This window comes from Roseateles sp. GW821-FHT09G09, assembly GCF_059415965.1.
On the sequence record NZ_JBWKOG010000002.1, the window covers coordinates 469,391 to 485,620 of the forward strand.

Genomic DNA, 16,230 nt, shown 5'->3' on the forward strand with positions numbered 1-16,230 from the left:
GCGGTTCCGTACTGCGAACTGTCGGCAGGCGGATCAGCTGTCGGACAGCAGCTTGGAGGCTGCCTGGCCGTGGGTCTGGGCGATCGAGAGCATCTTCATCTGCTGCTCGAACTGGCGGGCGGCGGCGATCATGCCGACCATGGTCTCGACCGGGCTCACGTTGGAGCCTTCGAGGGCGCCCGACTGCAGCCGGGCGGCGGGATCGGCGGGCAGCGGGTCGCCGCCGTCGGCGATGAACAGGCCGTCGTCGCGGCGCGTGAAGCGGCCGTCCTCGGTGACCAGCTTGATGCGGCCGATGTTGACCGGACGCTGGCCGTCGGACTTGGCCACGACGGTGCCGTCGTCGCCGATCGAGATGGTCGAGTTGGGCGGCACCGTGATCGGGCCGCCGTCGCCCAGCACCTGCAGGCCGTTGCGCATGCGCAGCACGCCGTCCTGGTCGACGTCCATGGAGCCGGCGCGGGTGTAGGCCTCGGTGCCGTCCAGCGCTTGCACCGCCATCCAGGACTTGCCCTTCATGGCGACGTCCAGGTTGCGGTCGGTGGTCGTGATCGGGCCGGCGCTGAGGTCGTGGCCGGTGGTCGTCTCCAGCGCAAAAGCGCGCGTGGACGAGCCGTCGCCGCGGATCGGCACCGCGCGGAACGCCTGCAGCTCGGCCCGGAAGCCGTTGCTGTTGGCGTTGGCGAGGTTGTTGGAGAGCACGTCCTGGCGCGACATCGCCGCCTGGGCGCCGCTCATCGACAGGTAGATCATGCGGTCCATCGGAACTCCTCAGCGATCGGCAACGGGATGGGTCAGGACGTCGGCGCCTGCATCAACGCAGGTTGACCAGCGTCTGCAGGACCTGGTCCTGCGTCTTGATGGTCTGCGAGTTGGCCTGGTAGACGCGCTGCGCGGTCATCATGTTCACCAGCTCGGAGGTCAGGTCGACGTTGGATTCCTCCAGCGCGCCGGGGGTCAGCGAGCCGAGGTTGCCGTCGCCGGGGACGCCCACGACCGGATCGCCGGACGCGTTGGTGCGCGCCCAGACGTTGCCGCCCAGCGGTTGCAGGCCCTGCGGGTTGCGGAAGTTGGCCAGTTCGACCTGACCGGCCGGCTTGGATTCGCCGTTCGAATAACGGGCGGTGACGATGCCGTTGTCTTCCAGCTTGATGCCGACCAGCTGGCCCGGCGCGTAGCCGTTCTGGGTCAGGTCGGTGACGGCGAAGTTGGAGCCGTTCTCGGTTGCCGAACGCAGGTCGAAGCTGATGCCCTTCACCGACGGATCGGACGGGTCGGCCGGCGGCGCCGGGATCGGCAGCGTCGGGGCGCCTTGCGAGTTCGTGCCGGCGGGGATCTTGAGGTTCAGGAACTCGCTCGGGCCGGGCGAGACCGGCTTGCCGCCGGTGGGCAGGAAGGTCATCTGCGTGAACGGCGTCAGCGGGTTGCCCTTGGCGGTGCCGTCGTCGGTCTCGATCGGGTTGCCCTGCGAGTCGAACTGGACGGCGCTGCCGTTGGCCGTCAGGTAGACGTTCCAGACGGTGTTGCCGTTGGCGTCGTCGTTGTTGGCGCGTTGGAAGTACATCGTCAGCGCGGTCGGCTGGCCCTTGGCGTCGTACACCGTCATCGACGTCGCGTTGTTGTACGTCGTCGGGTCGTTCAGCGTGAGGCCGGTCTTGTCGATCTTGGCCGAGTTCGGGTCGGCCGGATCGGTCAGGTCGTAGGCGGCCGTCGGGCCGGCGCGGGAGTCCAGGTTGAACTCCATCTTGATGTCGCTGGTGACCTTGGGGTCGATGCCGCCGGTGGGCAGCTTCAGGCCCTGCGCCAGGCCCGGCTGGACCACGCCGTTGGCGTCGGCGGGATAACCCATCAGCTTGAGCTGGTCGTTGTTGACGATGTTGCCGTCCTTGTCGACCTTGAACTGGCCGTTGCGGGTGTACACCGTCGGGCTCTTGCCGTCCGACACCTGGAAGAAGCCGGCGCCGTTGATCGCCAGGTCCATCGGGTTCTCGGTGATCGAGATGTTGCCCTGCGTGAACTGCTGGGCCACCGTCTGGACCTGCACGCCGATGCCGACGTCGCTGGTGCCGGCGCCGTTGAGCGAGGCGGCGTACATGTCGGCGAACTCCGCCCGCGACGACTTGGCGCCGTAGGTCTGCGAGTTGGCGATGTTGTTGCCGATGACTTCCAGGTTCTTGCTGGAAGCGTTCAGTCCGGAGAGGCCTTGTTGGAAGCTCATGGTCGTGTCCTTGGGCGATTCAGGCGCGAATCTGCGGGATAAATCGGGGTGAAGCTGGGGAGCTGGGCTGGGGCGGAAGTGCTGGGATCAGCCCAGCGAGCGGACCTTGTCGTAGTCGACCAGGCCGGAATTCTTGAGTTCGAGCTGCAGCGTGGCGCCGCTCGTGTTCACCGCGCGCACCGTGTCACGGGTGAGGGTGGTGGCCGTGACCGGCGCGCTGGCGTTGGTCGCCGTGACGCGGAAGCTGAGGTTGGTCGTTTCGGTGGCCTTGGACGCGTCCCAGGTGTAGGACTGCATGCCGGCCTTCATCTTGCCGAGGTCCTGCGTGGAGACCACCTCGCCGGCGCCGTTGAGGATCTCCAGCTTGACGGTGTCGGCGGCGCCGGCCAGGTCGAAGCTCATCGTGGACTTCCCGTCGGCGACGCTGATCTTGTTGCCGGGGACGGTGACGTCGCGGCCGACCAGGCTCACGCTCTGCAGCGCCTGCATCTGGCCGAACTGGCTGCCCAGGGCCTGGATGCTGCTGTTCAGCGTGCTGACGCCGGTGACGGTCTGGATCTGCGCCATCTGCGTCGTGACCGCGGCGTTGTCCATCGGGTTCATCGGGTCCTGGTTCTGCAGCTGCGCGACCAGCAGCTTGAGGAAGCGGTCGGACGTTTCCTGCGCGCTCGTGCCGGTCGCGCTGGCGGCGGCCGTGTTCGAGGCGGCGCCGGTCTTCGTGTTGTTGTTCAGGGCGGTGAAGTCCATGATGGGCGTTCCGTTCGCGTTCTGTTCGCGTCTGTGCGGTTAATCAGGAGGAGCGGGCGGTCAGCCCTGGCCCATCTGCAGGGTCTTGAGCAGCAGCGACTTGGCGGTGCCCATGACCTCGAGGTTGTTCTGGTACGAGCGGGAGGCGGAGATCATGTTGACCATCTCCTCGACGCTGTTCACGTTGCTGTAGGTGACGTAGCCGTCAGCGTCGGCCAGCTGGTGGCTCGGATCGTGGATGCGGCGGCCGGGGGTCTGGTTCTCCTGGACGCCCACCACCTGCACGCCGACGTCGGTCTGGTCCATGCCGTTCTGGGCCAGCACGCTCTGGAACACCACCTGGCGGGCCTTGTAGGCCTGGCCGTCCGGGCCGGCGACGGTGTCCGCGTTGGCCATGTTGCTGGCCACCGCGTTCAGGCGCTGGCTCTGCGCGCTGACCGCGCTGCCGCTGATGTGGAAGATGCTGAACATCGACATGACGGGCTCCTTGTCTCGTTACCCGGATCAGGACGCGTTCGGCGACTTCATCGCATCGAGCATCGTGCGGATGGAGCCGTTCAGGAATCGCAGCGAGGCCTCGTACTTGACCGTGTTGTCGGCGAAGCTGGCGCGCTCGCGGTCCATGTCGACGGTGTTGCTGTCCATGCTGGTCATCGAACTCAGGCTGCTCTGCAGCGCGTTCTGCGTGCGCTGCGTCAGGGTCTGGCTGGAGTCCGAGGGATTGGCCGCCGGGGAGGTCGCCGCGCGCAGCGCCTTGGCGAAATCCATGTCCTTGGACTGGTAACCCGGGGTGTCGGCGTTGGCGATGTTGCTGGCCAGCAGACGCTGACGCTCCGCCCGCAGGGTCAGCGCCTGGGACTGGAAGTTCATCGCGTCGGTCAGTTTGTTCAGCATGTCGTTTCTCCTTCGGACGGTTCGGGCACGTCGGGACGGCCCGGTTCTGTCACGTTCGAGCATTGTGTTCAGCAGGTCCGAAAACATGAGCGCGATAAGACGGGTGATCCCGGCGCATTTCGATGCCACCGGCGAGCCGCGGATCCGTACAGTTCCGACCCATGCCGCAAAGCTGCCCCTCCCCCCATGCCCGCCACGCGCAGGCGCTGCCCGCCATGCTGGCGGGGGCGCTGATGTCCGTGTGGCTGATGTTCGGGCTGGTGGACGAGGCCGACGCGCAGACCACGGCGCCGGTGCAGGTCGCCGTGGCGCCCAATATTTCTATCAGCGAACCCGGCGGCTCAGGCCTGAACGCGCTGGACGCGACACTGGAAGATCGCCTGCAGACGCTGGCGATGGCCGGGGCCCGTCAGGTGGCGCCGAACCAGGCGCGCGTGGAGATCGAGATCGGCAAGCTGGATCCGCGCCTTCGCCTGGCGCCCTGCGCGCAGATCCAGCCCTACCTGCCGCCCGGTACCAGGATGTGGGGTCGCAGCCGCCTGGGACTGCGCTGCGTGGCCGGCGTGACCAAATGGAACGTGACGCTGCCGCTGACGATCAAGGTCTACGGCCAGGCCTTCGTCGCCGCCGCCGACCTGCCGACCGGCACGGTCCTGACTCAAGAACACTTCCGCCTGGCCGAAGTAGATATTGCCGGTGAGGCCGGCGCCATCTATACACAAGCGGAAGGCTGGCTCGGACGTCATCTGGCCAAACCGGTCGCGGCCGGCCAGGCACTGCGCTCCGTCGACCTCAAGCTGCGCCAGTGGGTGCAGCCGGGCGACCGGGTGCAGGTGATGGCGACCGGCGATGGTTATGCGATCGCCGGCGAAGGCCAGGCGATGGGCGTCGGGCTGGAAGGCCAGGATGTCCGGGTACGCTTCGACAATGGCCGCATGGCCACCGGGCGTACGATCGGTGAACGACGGGTGGAGGTGGTACTGTGATGCCCTTCACCGAGAGATCTGTCTAATTTGTGAAGCTCGCCCCTCAAGTTCCGTCCAGGCAGGTCGATAAACCTGCCAATGGAAGGGATCCGGAAGTTCTCGGGCCCATGGAGAATTGCCATGAAGATCGGTAACAACGCTGACATCAACGCCTACTCGAAAGTCGGCGGCACCGCTGCCGGCGCGACCGAGGGTGGCGCCAAGACCGCCAAGGGCGGCGCCGCGGCCCCCTCGAACGAGGGGTCCAAGGTCGAGCTGTCGAGCACCGCGAGCAGCCTGATCTCGGGCACCGGGTCGGACGACGGCAGCTTCGACGCGGAGAAGGTCGCCCGCATCGCCAGCGCCATCGAGAAGGGCGAATTCAAGATCAACGCCGACGCGATCGCCGACAAGCTGATCGCCAACGCGTCCGAGATGCTGGGCCGCACCCAGCAGTCGCACTGAGCCGCGACCCACGACCCCAGCTTTCCCGGTGATGCCCATGACCGCCACGCCTCTGACCACGACCCCCGTCGACCTGGAGCAGCCGCTCCAGGACGTCGAAAGCTGCCTGAACCTGCTGGGCGACGCGCTGCATCGCCGCGACTCGCAGGCGATCGAGCTGCACGCGGCGTCGCTGCACGCGGCGCTGGCCCGGGCGATCGAACAGTTCAGCGCGGCCGCCCGCACGGGCACCGTGCCGCAGGGGCTGCGCACCCGCCTGATGCAGGCCGGCGGCCGTGTCGCCGCCCAGCGCGAATCGCTGGCCCGCGCGACCGCGGCGCTGGACCGCGCCATCGACGTGCTGATGCCCGGCGAGCCGAGCGGCCTGTACGGCGCGTCCGGCAAGAGCGAGCGCAAGTCGGGACTGGGCGGCGCGATCCAGGCCTGAGCCCGGTTCCCTCGCCAATGACGAAGGCCACGCAGTGCGTGGCCTTTCGCATTCCAGATCGGCTTTCAGGTCGGCTTCAGATCGGCTTTCAGGTCGGCGTCCGCGTCGCCTTGCGCCGCAGGCAATCCAGGTAGACGTGGCCGTCCGGCGGCAACCCGCTGCGCTGCGAGCTCCAGATCATCTCGCCCAGGCACTCCATGGCCTCATGGTGGGCCTCGTGCAGCGATTGGCGGCGGGCCGCCAGCAGGTCCAGCGCCTGGCGCACGCCGGTCGGCTGGTCGATCTGGTGCTGCTCCATCAGGCTCAGGTGCATGGACAGGTGCAGGAACGGATTCGTGCGGCCGTCCTCGACCGTGTAGACCGCCGCCAGCGCGGCGTCCTCGTCGGCGAGTTCGTCGTGGTACTCCGGGTGCTGCTCGATCCAGTCCGAGGCGATCGCCTCCATCGGCGTCAGCGGCAGCTTGTCGCGGTACTTGCGGAAGGTCTGGCAGAAGAAGCGCCGGACCTCGAGTTGGGAAGGGGCAAACATAAGCGCGTGATTGTCGCCGGCCTCGTCAGGCCTTGTCGGGCAGGGGCTGCTCAGAGGACGGCACCGGCGCCGCGCCCGGCGCCAGATGCGGTTCCTGCCACGGATTGCGGACCTTGCCTTCCGCCAGCGCCTTGCGCTCCGACGCCAGGCGCTCCTCCAACTGCTCGCGCCCGCGCTTGGACATCGCAATCAGCGTGTCCAGGTCGCCGCGGTGCGGACGGAGTTCCTCGGTCTGCTCCACGGTGTGGCGGCGGAAGCGCCACGCCATCTGCCGCGCGGCGTGCGGCTCCCAGCCCAGCTGCTGCAGCACGCTGCGCGCGCTCATCAAGGCGGAATCCAGCGTCTCGCGCTCGATCAGCTCGACGCCCAGTTCGCGCAGCGCGTAATAGTGCTGCACGTTGCGGGCCCGCGCGACGATCGTCAGGTGCGGGAAGTGCTGCCGCGCGATCTCGGCGATCTTGACGCTGTGGTTGAAGTCGTCGACCGCCAGCACCAGCACCCGCGCCTGCTGGGCGCCGGCGGTGCGCAGCAGCTCCAGCCGCGTCGCGTCGCCCCAGAACACCCGCCAGCCGAAGCGTCGCAGCGATTCGACGGTGTCGGCGTCGTGGTCCAGCACCGTGGCCGGGATGCCGTTGGCGAAGAGCATCCGCCCGATGATCTGTCCGTATCGGCCGAAGCCCGCGATGATCACCGTCGACTCCTGCGGTTCGGTGAGTTCATGCGGGGACTTGCGCTCGATCCGGCCGGCGCGCCGCTGCGCCCAGGCCAGCAGGGCCGGCGTCAGCGCCAGCGACAGGGCGACCGCCGCCACCAGCACCGAACGCTGCCCCGCGTCGAGCAGCGTCGCCTGCTCGGCGAGCTGGAAGACGACGAAACCGAATTCGCCGCCCTGCGCCAGCAGGATCACGAACACCGCGCGCTCCGGCCTGGGCAGGCCCATCGCCCGGCCCAGCACGGCCAGCACCAGGCCCTTGCACAGCCACAGCGCGGCCAGCAGGCCGAGCACGGCCAGCGGCTTCTGCCACAGCACCGTCAGGTCCAGGCCCATGCCGACCGCGATGAAGAACATGCCGAGCAGCAGGCCCTTGAACGGCTCCAGGTCGGCCTCGAGCGCGCGGCGGTACTCGCTCTCGGCGAGCAGCACGCCGGCCGCGAACGCGCCCAGCGCCATCGAGAGCCCGACCTTCTGCATCAGCATCGCCGCCGCCAGCACCAGCAGCAGCGAGGCGGCGGTGAAGATTTCCGGCGTGCCGCTGCGCGCGATCCAGCGCAGCAGGGGCCGCAGCAGCAGCCGGCCGCCGAGCACGATCAGCACCAGCGCGCCGAGCGCGAGCCAGATGCGGTAGCCGGAGTGCCCCGCCGCCGGCCGGCCCTGGCTGGCCAGGATGGGCACCAGCGCCAGCACCGGGATCGCGGCGATGTCCTGCAGTAGCGCCACGCTGATGACGCTCTGGCCGGCGCGCGTGTTGCCGAGGTTCTTCTCGCTGAGCGTGGCCAGCGCCACCGCCGTCGACGACATCGCCAGGCCCAGCGCCGCGATGACGGCGGCGTGCCAGTCGGCATCGAGGAAGAAGGACGGGACCAGCAGCAGCGCCGCGCAACCCAGCATCTGGGCCGAGCCCCAGCCGAAGATCGGCCGGCGCATCGCCCACAGCCGCTTGGGCTCGAGTTCCAGCCCGACAAGGAACATCATCAGCACGACGCCGAATTCGCCGATCTCCAGCACCGTCGCCGGTTGGCTGATCAGCCCCAGCACCTGCGGCCCGAGCAGCACGCCCGCCACTAGGTAGCCCAGGATGGAGCCCAGTTTCAGCCCGCGCGCCAGCGGCACGGCGAGCACCGCCGCCGCCAGCAGCACGAGCGGGGTCAGCAGCCAGTTGCCGTGGGCGCCGTGCGCCGCGGCTTCCGTGGCCGTCACGGCGGCGGAGGCGGCGCCCATCGCGGCGGAGGCCGCGGCCATCGGAGTGGAGACGTCCATCAGACCGGCGCTCCTTCCTCGCGCACCGGGCGCTCGTCGTCGGGGACCGTCTCCTGGTCCGGATCGGGCTGGTGCTCGCACCACGCGGGCAGCGCGCGAAGTCCCTCGACGAAGGCCTGGGCATGGGCCTGGACCCGCTCGGCCGGCGCCTTCTGCGCGCCGTGCAGGACCAGCGGCGGCAGGAAGCGCATGCCGCACAGCGCGGCCGTCTGCGCGTAGGGCAGCAGGAAATCGCCGACCGGATGGCGGTTGTAGCCCTCGGCGCTGTACGAGTGCTCGCTGCCTCCGGCGGAGGTCACCAGCCACAGGTCCTTGCCGTGCAGCGCGTGGCCGGTCTGGCCGTAGGCGAAGCCCACGCTCAGCACCTCGTCGACCCACAGCTTCATCAGCGCGGGCATGCCGTACCAGTGCATCGGATGCAGCCAGACCAGCATCCCGGCGTCGCGCAGCGCCTCCTGCTCGGCATGCGTGTCGATCGAGTAGTCCGGGTAGAGCGCGTAGAGATCGCGCACGCGGACGTTGGGCAGGCCGTGCGCGGCGGACAGCATCGCCCGCGTGACGCGGGAATGGGCCAGGTCCGGATGCGCGGCCAGGATGAGGATGGAGGAGGGGGCGCTCATGGCGGCCGATTTTGCGGTATCGCATAACATCGCGCGCACCTCATCGAGGAGAGGAGAGGCCATGCCGGTGATCCTGGTCGCCAACCCCAAGGGCGGGGTCGGCAAGAGCACGCTCGCGAGCAACATCGCGGGATTCCTGGCCCATCGCGGGCGCGCGGTGATGCTGGGCGACATCGACCGGCAGCAGTCCTCGGCGCGCTGGCTCGCGCAGCGGCCCGCGGCCCTGCCGGCGATCCGCGGCTGGGAACTGGCCGCGGCCGAGCAACTGCGCACCCCGAAGGGGGTCTCGCACGCGGTACTCGACACCCCCGCCGGCCTGCACGGCAGGAAGCTGGCGCAGGCGCTCAAGGTGGCGGACCGCGTGGTCGTGCCGCTCCAGCCCAGTCTCTTTGACATCCAGGCGACATACGACTTCGTGCGCGAGCTGCAAGATGCGGCCCAGGATCGCGGCAAGTCCGGTGACAAGTCCCTCGACAAGCCCGGCAGGGGGCTCGACATCGCGCTGGTGGCGATGCGGGTCCGCGAGGGGACGCTGTCGCAGCAGCAGCTGCACCAGTTCATCGAGCAACTCGGGCTGCCGCTGCTGGCCGAGCTGCGCGACACCCAGAACTACGTGCAGCTCGCCGCGCGCGGGCTGACGCTCTGGGACATCGCCCCCGGCCGCGTGGCCCGCGATCTGGAACAGTGGCAACAACTCTGCGCCTGGCTGGACCGGCCGGGGAAGGCGGGCAAGGACTGACCCTTGCGCGCCCACTCCGGGTCCTGCCGGCGCTGAAGACCTCAGAACGACAGGAGACCGGGATGCGGATGTTCGAGAAGCTGGAAGACCTGACCCCCCTCGTGGGCGAGGAGATCGGCGTGTCCGACTGGATCGCGGTGGACCAGGCGCGGATCCAGGCCTTCGCCGATGCGACCGAGGACCAGCAATGGATCCACACCGATCCGGCCCGCGCCGCCGAAGGGCCCTTCGGCGCCACCATCGCGCACGGTTTCCTGACCCTCAGCCTGCTGCCGCGTTTCTACGAGACCGCCTTCCGGGTGAGGGAGGTCCGCATGGGGATCAACTACGGCCTGGACCGCGTGCGGTTCCCGGCGCCGGTGCCGGTCGGCAGCCGGCTGCGCGGGCGTTTCGTGCTCAGGCGCCTGGATCCGGTCGAGGGCGGCGTGCAGATGATGGTCGAGGTGACGGTCGAGCGCGAAGCCGGCGGGAAGCCGGTCTGCATCGCCGAATCGCTGACGCGCCAGTACCGCTGATCCGCGCGCCAGACGCACTGAAAGCGCGGGATGGCCCGGGCGATGACCGCCCTTGGGTGGCATTTCCATCATTTCTGAAGCGTCATTGAGCCGTGGACACACTCGACGGACAGCCTTCACACGTCGATACCTGGATGTGCGAATACAAGAATGGCAGTTTTCCAATAGAACTTTCTACTGTGTCAGACGCCACCGTAAGGGGGAGTGCCTGCCCAGGAGCGGCCGCCTATGATCGCGCCCTGATTCGAAAGTTATTCGGTGCGGCCGGTGGGGAGTCTCCCCTCGTCGAAGTCCGACCCATCCAAGGAGAGACGCCCGTGAGGGTTTTGCTGATCGACGACCACCCGCTGATCCTGGCCGCGCTCCAGACCGTGATTCAAGGTCTGGGGGAAGACGTGCAGGTGCTGGGCGCCGACAGCGCGGCTCAGGCGCGCGACACCTTGAAGTCGCGCCAGGACTTCGATCTGGTGCTGCTGGATCTGAACCTGGGCGACGCCAGCGGTTTCGACGTGCTGGAAGAGTTCCGCGCGCAATACCCGTCGCTGCCGGTGGTGGTGATCTCCGCCTCCGACCGCGCCAGCGACGTGATCCGCGCGATCGACCAGGGCGCGATGGGCTTCATCCCCAAGCGCACCGGCAACGACGTGCTGGCGCAGGCGCTGAAACTGGTGATGTCGGGCGGGATCTACGTGCCGCCGATGTCGCTGGGCTCGGACGCGCCGCCGGAACCGGAGCCGGTCGCCGTCGCCGAGGCCACGCCGAACAGCGCCAAGCTGCAGCAGGTCCAGGCGCTGGCCAGCCAGGCCGGCTACCAGACCACGGCCGGGCTCGAAAGCCTGCAACTGACGCCGCGACAGACCGACGTGCTGGCGCTGCTGCTGCAGGGCAAGCCGAACAAGATCATCGCCCGCGAACTGGGCGTGTCGGTCGAGACGATCAAGGACCACGTCGCCGCGGTGCTGAAGGCGCTGGGCGTCAGCTCCCGCACGCAGGCGGTGCTGGCGGTGGGTCAGATGGTCCAGCGGCAGCCGAACGCCGCGTTCACCACCTTCCGCTGACCTCGGGGCCGCCGCCCACGGTCAAGGAACAACGCCGGGCTCGACCCGGCGTTTTGCATGGTCAAGCGCTTCGGTCGGCGCTCAGGTGGGCGCTCAGGTGGGCGAATAGGTCAGCCGCACGTAGATCGGCGCGAAGGCTTCCGCCTGCGTGATCTCGACCAGGCGCTCCCGCGCCAGTTCGAGCATCGCGATGAAGGACACGACCACCACCTGCGTCCCCTTGTCCAGTTCGAACAGGTCCTCGAACTCGACGAAACGTCGCCCCTGCAATCGGCGCAGCAGGTGCGACATGTACTCGCGCACCGACAACTGCTCGCGCGAGATCTTGTGGTGCTGGTTGAGCTTGGCGCGGCGCATCAGGTCCGCCCAGGCGGCGCGCAGGTCGTCGACATGCACGTCCGGCAGCCGCGGCGCCAGGGACTGTTCGATGTGGATCTGTGCCCGCAGGAAGTCCCGTCCCAGCACCGGCATCTGGTCCAGCCGCAGCGCGGCCTGCTTCATCTGCTCGTACTCCAGCAGCCGGCGGACCAGTTCCGCGCGCGGATCCTCGGGCTCGCCGCCGTCGTCCGTCTTCTTGGGCGGCAGCAGCATGCGCGACTTGATCTCGATCAGCATCGCGGCCATCAGCAGGTACTCGCTGGCCAGTTCGAGGTTGTGCTTGCGCAACTGCTCGACGTAGCTGAGGTACTGCCGCGTGACCTCGGCCAGCGGGATGTCGAGGATGTTGAAGTTCTGCTTGCGGATCAGGTACAGCAACAGGTCCAGCGGCCCCTGGAAGGCCTCCAGGAACACCTCCAGCGCATCCGGCGGGATGTAGAGGTCCTGCGGCATGGCGAACAGCGGTTCGCCGTACAGCCGGGCGACGGCGACGTGGTCGACCGCTTCAGGCGTAGAAGCGTCGCCGCCCTGATCCGCCGGAGGGTCCGGCAGCGTCAGGGCGGTGTCGCGATGGTCGTCAGCGTTGCTCACGCAGGGAACGACAGTCGAGCGGCGAGGTCGGTCGGACCGGCGGCGTCAGATCACTCGGACTTGGTCTGGTAGACGTAGGGCTGCTGCGACACGCGCGCGTCGTTGTAGCCGGCCTGCGCCTGGCGGTCCTGCTCGCGGTCCCACAGCAGCGCCCGGCCGGCGCGCTGTTCGGCTTCCAGCGTCGGCTTCTTGGACTTCAGCTCGTTGATGAACTGCGTGACTTCGGATTCGTATTTCTTCCAGAACAGCGGCATGGCGGAATCTCGTGGGTGAGCGTGAATCTTAAGGGATTGACCCGGCGGAGTCCGAGGCGCCGGCTCCGCCGGGCCTTCGGGCTCGCCCCCTTGGGGGGGGCGGCGTCAGCCGGCAGGGGGTGGTTTTATCGAACGCGCATGCCCGGCTGGGCGCCCGGGAACGGTTCCAGCACGAAGATGCCGGGGTTCGCCTTCTCGTCCGCGTGGCTGGCGGCCAGCACCATGCCTTCGGACACGCCGAACTTCATCTTGCGCGGCGCCAGGTTGGCGACCATCACCGTGAGCTTGCCTTCGAGCTGCTCCGGCTGATACGCGCTGCGGATGCCGCTGAACACGTTGCGCAGGCGGCCTTCGCCGACGTCCAGCGTCAGGCGCAGCAGCTTGTCCGAGCCGTCCACCAGTTCCGCCTTCACGATCTTCGCGATGCGCAGGTCGACCTTGGCGAAGTCGTCGATCTTGATCTCGGGCGCGAGTTCCTCGCCCCCCGGCAGGACCTTGGGCGGCGCGGGCGGTTCGAACAGCGCTTCCAGCAGTTTCGGGTCGACGCGCTGCATCAGGTGCTCGTAGCCGCCGATCCGGTGCGCGCCCAGCGCGCGCTCCGCGTCGACGAAGCTCATCGGCGCGACCTGCAGGAAGGCCTCGACCTTGGCGACCAGCGCCGGCAGCACCGGCTTCAGGTAGATCGACAGCAGGCGGAAGGCCTCGATGCAGACGGTGCAGACGTCCTGCAGCACCTGGTCCTTGCCTTCGAGCTTGGCGAGGTCCCAGGGCTTGTTCTGGTCCACGTACTCGTTGACGCGGTCGGCCAGCAGCATGATCTCGCGCAGCGCCTTTCCGAACTCGCGGGTCTCGTACAGCTCGACGATCGTCCCCTTGTGCGCGCACAGGCCGTCCAGCAGCGCGCGGCCCTCGACACCCACATCGGCCGACAGCTGGCCGCCGAAGCGCTTGGAGAGGAAACCCGCCGCGCGGCTGGCGATGTTGATGTACTTGCCGACCAGGTCCGAATTGACGCGGGCGACGAAGTCCTCGGGATTGAAGTCGACGTCCTCGACCTTGCTGTTGAGCTTGGCGGCCAGGTAGTAGCGCAGCCACTCGGGGTTCATGCCCAGCGACAGGTACTTCAGCGGATCCAGCCCGGTGCCGCGGCTCTTGGACATCTTCTCGCCGCCGTTGACGGTGAGGAAGCCGTGCACGAACACGTGGTTGGGCGTCTTGCGGCCGCTGAAATGCAGCATCGCCGGCCAGAACAGCGTGTGGAAGTAGGTGATGTCCTTGCCGATGAAATGGATCTGCTCGGTGGACTCGTCCTGGATGAACGCGTCGAAGTCGCGGCCGGTCTTGGCGAAGTAGTTCTTCAGCGAGGCCAGGTAGCCGATCGGCGCGTCCAGCCAGACGTAGAAGTACTTGCCCGGCGCGTCGGGGATCTCGATGCCGAAGTAGGGCGCGTCGCGGCTGATGTCCCAGTCGCCCAGGCCGCCGTTGCCGTCCTCGTCCTTGGTGAACCACTCCTTGATCTTGTTGAGCACTTCCGGCTGCAGCCGGCCGGGCGCCTGCGTCCACTGCTCGAGGAACTCGACGCAGCGCGGGTCGGACAGCTTGAAGAAGTAGTGCTCCGAGCTCTTCATGACCGGCGTCGCGCCGGTCAGCACCGAGAACGGGTTCTTCAGTTCGGTCGGCGTGTAGACCGCGCCGCAGACCTCGCAGGAGTCGCCGTACTGGTCCTTCGCGCCGCACTTCGGGCACTCGCCCTTGATGAAGCGGTCAGGCAGGAACATCGACTTCTGCGGGTCGAAGAACTGCTCGATGGTCTTGACGGCGATCAGCTCGTTGGCGCGCAGCGAGCGGTAGATCTCCTTGGACAGCTCGTGGTTCTCCGCGCCGTCGGTGGAGTGCCAGTTGTCGAAGCTGATGTGGAAGCCGTCCAGGTACTGCTGGCGGCCCGACGCGATGTCGGCGACGAACTGCTGCGGGCTTTTGCCGGCCTTCTCGGCCGCGATCATGATCGGCGCGCCGTGCGCGTCGTCGGCGCAGACGAAGTGCACCTCGCTGCCCTGCATCCGCTGGAAGCGCACCCAGATGTCGGCCTGGGTGTACTCCATGATGTGGCCAATGTGGAAATTCGCATTGGCGTACGGGAGGGCGGTGGTGACGAAGATCTTGCGTGTCATGGCGCTGAGGAGCCTGCTTTTTGGGCAGCCTGTGGGGCTGCGGTTCTCCTCCCCGCGCCCGGAGCCTGGATGGGCCGTGCGGTCACGCGGGGGGGAACCGGCCATTTTAGGCGCCTGAAGCGGGCGTTGGGCGCGCCGCGTAGCGCTGGGCGAGCCATGAGCACAGGATCAGCTGCAGCTGGTGGTAGAACATGATCGGCAGGACGATCACGCCCACCGCCGGATGCGCGCCGAACAGCAGCTTGGCCATCGGCACGCCCGAGGCCAGCGTCTTCTTCGAGCCGCAGAACACCGCGGCGATCTCGTCCTCGACCGACAGCCCCATCGCGCGGGCCGCCAGGCGGCTCAGCACGATGACGACGGCCAGGAACAGCGCCGCGCCGAGGGCCGCCTTGACCAGCAGTTCCGCGCCGTGGTCGCGCCACAGGCCCGAGGCCACCGAGTCGCTGAACGCCGACAGCACCAGCAGGATGATCACCCAGCGGTCGATCAGCGTGATCCGCGACTTGTGGCGCGTATAGAACCCCAGCAGCACCGGGCGCAGCAACTGGCCGGCGACGAGCGGCAGCAGCAGCAGTTGGGTCAGCTTCCACACCGCCTCGCCGAAGGGCAGCGTCGCGCCGCTGGTGCCGGCCATCAGCGCCACCAGCAGCGGTGTGAGCACGATGCCGAGCAGGCTGGAGACGCTGGCGTTGAAGATCGCGGCCGGCACGTTGCCCCGGGCCAGCACGGTCATCGCGACGGACGACGAAATCGTCGACGGCAGCGCGCAGAGGTAGGCGAAGCCCAGGGCCAGGTCTTGCGGCAGCCAGCGGTTGAAGAGGGCGCTGAAGCCCCACCACAGCAGCGGGAAGAGGGCGTAGGTGCTGAGCTGCACCAGCATGTGCACCTTCCACTTCAGCGCGCCGTCGCGCAGCGCCGCGGCGGACAGGCCCAGCCCGGTCAGGAAGAAGACCAGCGCCACGCCCCAGTTGCTGACGATCTCCAGCCGGAGCAGCCCGCCGCTGCGGCCCAGTCCGGGCCAGAAGCTGGCCAGCGCCACCGCGCCGACCAGCGCCAGCAGAAACCATTCCTTGCGGAACCAGGACCGGATGCCCATCGCCAACCTTTCGCCGGCGCGCAGCCGGCACATCGCAACCATCGGAAAACAGCGACCCCGCCGAGACAAGTCAGGGACTCTAGCGGGCCCGCGACTTGCCCACCTGTCATTGGCCTTGCCGCCCGTCGATTTCGCCGCCCGCGCACACGCTGGTCGCCCCGGATGTCGGATTCGTGACGCGCGATGGTGCATTGATGACGACATGCGCACGCTTGGGCGAGCCCACGATCGGCAGATCTGACCGGACTTGTAACGGACCGGCGGCCTGTCGCACGGTCCAGACACCCCTCGGCGTCCCGCCGAAGGGGTGTCCGACCTCGTCCGGCGGTTCAAGCAAGTGCGCTAAATGCTTGATTTCAAAGACCCCGGAAAGCTATCCACCGAGACTGTGGATAACTGTGTGGGAAACTTGCCGGGGATTGCTCTAAACCCTTGATCGACGGCCCCCCGAGGTTCCGTGCCTCATTTCCGGGCAAGCGAAATCGCTCCATATGAATCAATGAGTTAGCGGTGTCCCGGGAAAACGAGCAGCTGCAACGCAACAGCAGCGTCCGCGACACCGGTGGAGCGGCTGAATGGGGA

18 protein-coding genes are annotated in these 16,230 nt (G+C 68.0%); 6 read left to right on the forward strand and 12 right to left on the reverse strand.

Going from position 1 to position 16,230, the window contains the following annotated elements:
• Positions 1-33: 33 nt before the first annotated feature.
• The 5 genes from flgF to flgB form a co-directional block, all read right to left on the reverse strand.
• A complete protein-coding gene (flgF, locus tag AC07O8_RS06935) occupies positions 34-762 on the reverse strand; it encodes a flagellar basal-body rod protein FlgF (RefSeq protein WP_495047332.1) in 729 nt (242 codons plus the stop codon).
• A 52-nt stretch (positions 763-814) separates the two neighbouring features.
• A complete protein-coding gene (flgE, locus tag AC07O8_RS06940; protein WP_495047333.1) occupies positions 815-2,218 on the reverse strand; it encodes a flagellar hook protein FlgE in 1,404 nt (467 codons plus the stop codon).
• 87 nt (positions 2,219-2,305) lie between these two features.
• Positions 2,306-2,965: a flagellar hook assembly protein FlgD gene (locus tag AC07O8_RS06945; protein ID WP_495047334.1), complete on the reverse strand. Its 660-nt coding sequence runs from the start codon at positions 2,963-2,965 to the stop codon at positions 2,306-2,308.
• A gap of 60 nt (positions 2,966-3,025) precedes the next feature.
• Positions 3,026-3,442 carry a flagellar basal body rod protein FlgC gene (flgC, locus tag AC07O8_RS06950; RefSeq protein ID WP_297526474.1) on the reverse strand — a complete coding sequence of 139 codons (417 nt, stop codon included), beginning with the start codon at positions 3,440-3,442 and terminating at the stop codon, positions 3,026-3,028.
• A gap of 27 nt (positions 3,443-3,469) precedes the next feature.
• The gene (gene flgB / locus AC07O8_RS06955) at positions 3,470-3,859 is read right to left on the reverse strand and encodes a flagellar basal body rod protein FlgB (RefSeq protein ID WP_495047335.1); all 390 of its coding nucleotides are present in this window, start codon (positions 3,857-3,859) and stop codon (positions 3,470-3,472) included.
• Between the two features lie 161 nt (positions 3,860-4,020).
• Here flgB and flgA point away from each other — a divergent pair, with 161 nt between their 5' ends.
• The 3 genes from flgA (at position 4,021) to AC07O8_RS06970 (ending at position 5,716) form a co-directional block, all read left to right on the forward strand.
• Positions 4,021-4,845: a flagellar basal body P-ring formation chaperone FlgA gene (gene flgA / locus AC07O8_RS06960; protein WP_495047336.1), complete on the forward strand. Its 825-nt coding sequence runs from the start codon at positions 4,021-4,023 to the stop codon at positions 4,843-4,845.
• Between the two features lie 120 nt (positions 4,846-4,965).
• Positions 4,966-5,289 (forward strand): flagellar biosynthesis anti-sigma factor FlgM, encoded by a 324-nt coding sequence (gene flgM / locus AC07O8_RS06965; protein WP_331614953.1) that lies wholly within the window; start codon positions 4,966-4,968, stop codon positions 5,287-5,289.
• 37 nt (positions 5,290-5,326) lie between these two features.
• Positions 5,327-5,716 (forward strand): hypothetical protein, encoded by a 390-nt coding sequence (locus tag AC07O8_RS06970; RefSeq protein ID WP_297526466.1) that lies wholly within the window; start codon positions 5,327-5,329, stop codon positions 5,714-5,716.
• Between the two features lie 88 nt (positions 5,717-5,804).
• Here AC07O8_RS06970 and AC07O8_RS06975 read toward each other — a convergent pair whose 3' ends face one another.
• The 3 genes from AC07O8_RS06975 to kefF are packed head-to-tail and all read right to left on the reverse strand — an operon-like array spanning position 5,805 to position 8,843.
• Positions 5,805-6,245, reverse strand: a complete 441-nt coding sequence (locus AC07O8_RS06975; protein ID WP_495047337.1) for a DUF1841 family protein — start codon at positions 6,243-6,245, stop codon at positions 5,805-5,807.
• A gap of 25 nt (positions 6,246-6,270) precedes the next feature.
• A complete protein-coding gene (kefC, locus tag AC07O8_RS06980) occupies positions 6,271-8,223 on the reverse strand; it encodes a glutathione-regulated potassium-efflux system protein KefC (protein WP_495047338.1) in 1,953 nt (650 codons plus the stop codon).
• On the reverse strand, positions 8,223-8,843 hold the full coding sequence (gene kefF, locus AC07O8_RS06985) for a glutathione-regulated potassium-efflux system oxidoreductase KefF (protein WP_495047339.1): 621 nt from the start codon (positions 8,841-8,843) through the stop codon (positions 8,223-8,225). Before kefF ends, kefC begins: the two co-directional genes overlap by 1 nt.
• Before the next feature lie 61 nt (positions 8,844-8,904).
• On the opposite strand from kefF, the gene AC07O8_RS06990 reads away from it, so the two are divergent.
• From AC07O8_RS06990 to AC07O8_RS07000, 3 genes are all read left to right on the forward strand, one after another.
• The gene (locus tag AC07O8_RS06990) at positions 8,905-9,582 is read left to right on the forward strand and encodes a nucleotide-binding protein (protein WP_495047340.1); all 678 of its coding nucleotides are present in this window, start codon (positions 8,905-8,907) and stop codon (positions 9,580-9,582) included.
• Between the two features lie 62 nt (positions 9,583-9,644).
• The gene (locus AC07O8_RS06995) at positions 9,645-10,097 is read left to right on the forward strand and encodes a MaoC family dehydratase (protein WP_495047341.1); all 453 of its coding nucleotides are present in this window, start codon (positions 9,645-9,647) and stop codon (positions 10,095-10,097) included.
• A gap of 317 nt (positions 10,098-10,414) precedes the next feature.
• Positions 10,415-11,155, forward strand: coding sequence for a response regulator (locus AC07O8_RS07000; protein WP_495047342.1), 741 nt, complete (start codon positions 10,415-10,417; stop codon positions 11,153-11,155).
• A 93-nt stretch (positions 11,156-11,248) separates the two neighbouring features.
• On the opposite strand, the gene AC07O8_RS07005 is transcribed toward AC07O8_RS07000, so the two are convergent.
• From AC07O8_RS07005 to AC07O8_RS07020, 4 genes are all read right to left on the reverse strand, one after another.
• Positions 11,249-12,091, reverse strand: coding sequence for a segregation and condensation protein A (locus AC07O8_RS07005; protein WP_495047613.1), 843 nt, complete (start codon positions 12,089-12,091; stop codon positions 11,249-11,251).
• Between the two features lie 83 nt (positions 12,092-12,174).
• The gene (locus tag AC07O8_RS07010) at positions 12,175-12,378 is read right to left on the reverse strand and encodes a DUF3460 family protein (protein WP_495047343.1); all 204 of its coding nucleotides are present in this window, start codon (positions 12,376-12,378) and stop codon (positions 12,175-12,177) included.
• Between the two features lie 125 nt (positions 12,379-12,503).
• Positions 12,504-14,549: a methionine--tRNA ligase gene (gene metG / locus AC07O8_RS07015; protein WP_495047344.1), complete on the reverse strand. Its 2,046-nt coding sequence runs from the start codon at positions 14,547-14,549 to the stop codon at positions 12,504-12,506.
• A gap of 106 nt (positions 14,550-14,655) precedes the next feature.
• Positions 14,656-15,648, reverse strand: a complete 993-nt coding sequence (locus tag AC07O8_RS07020) for a bile acid:sodium symporter family protein (protein WP_495047345.1) — start codon at positions 15,646-15,648, stop codon at positions 14,656-14,658.
• Between the last annotated feature and the right edge of the window lie 582 nt (positions 15,649-16,230).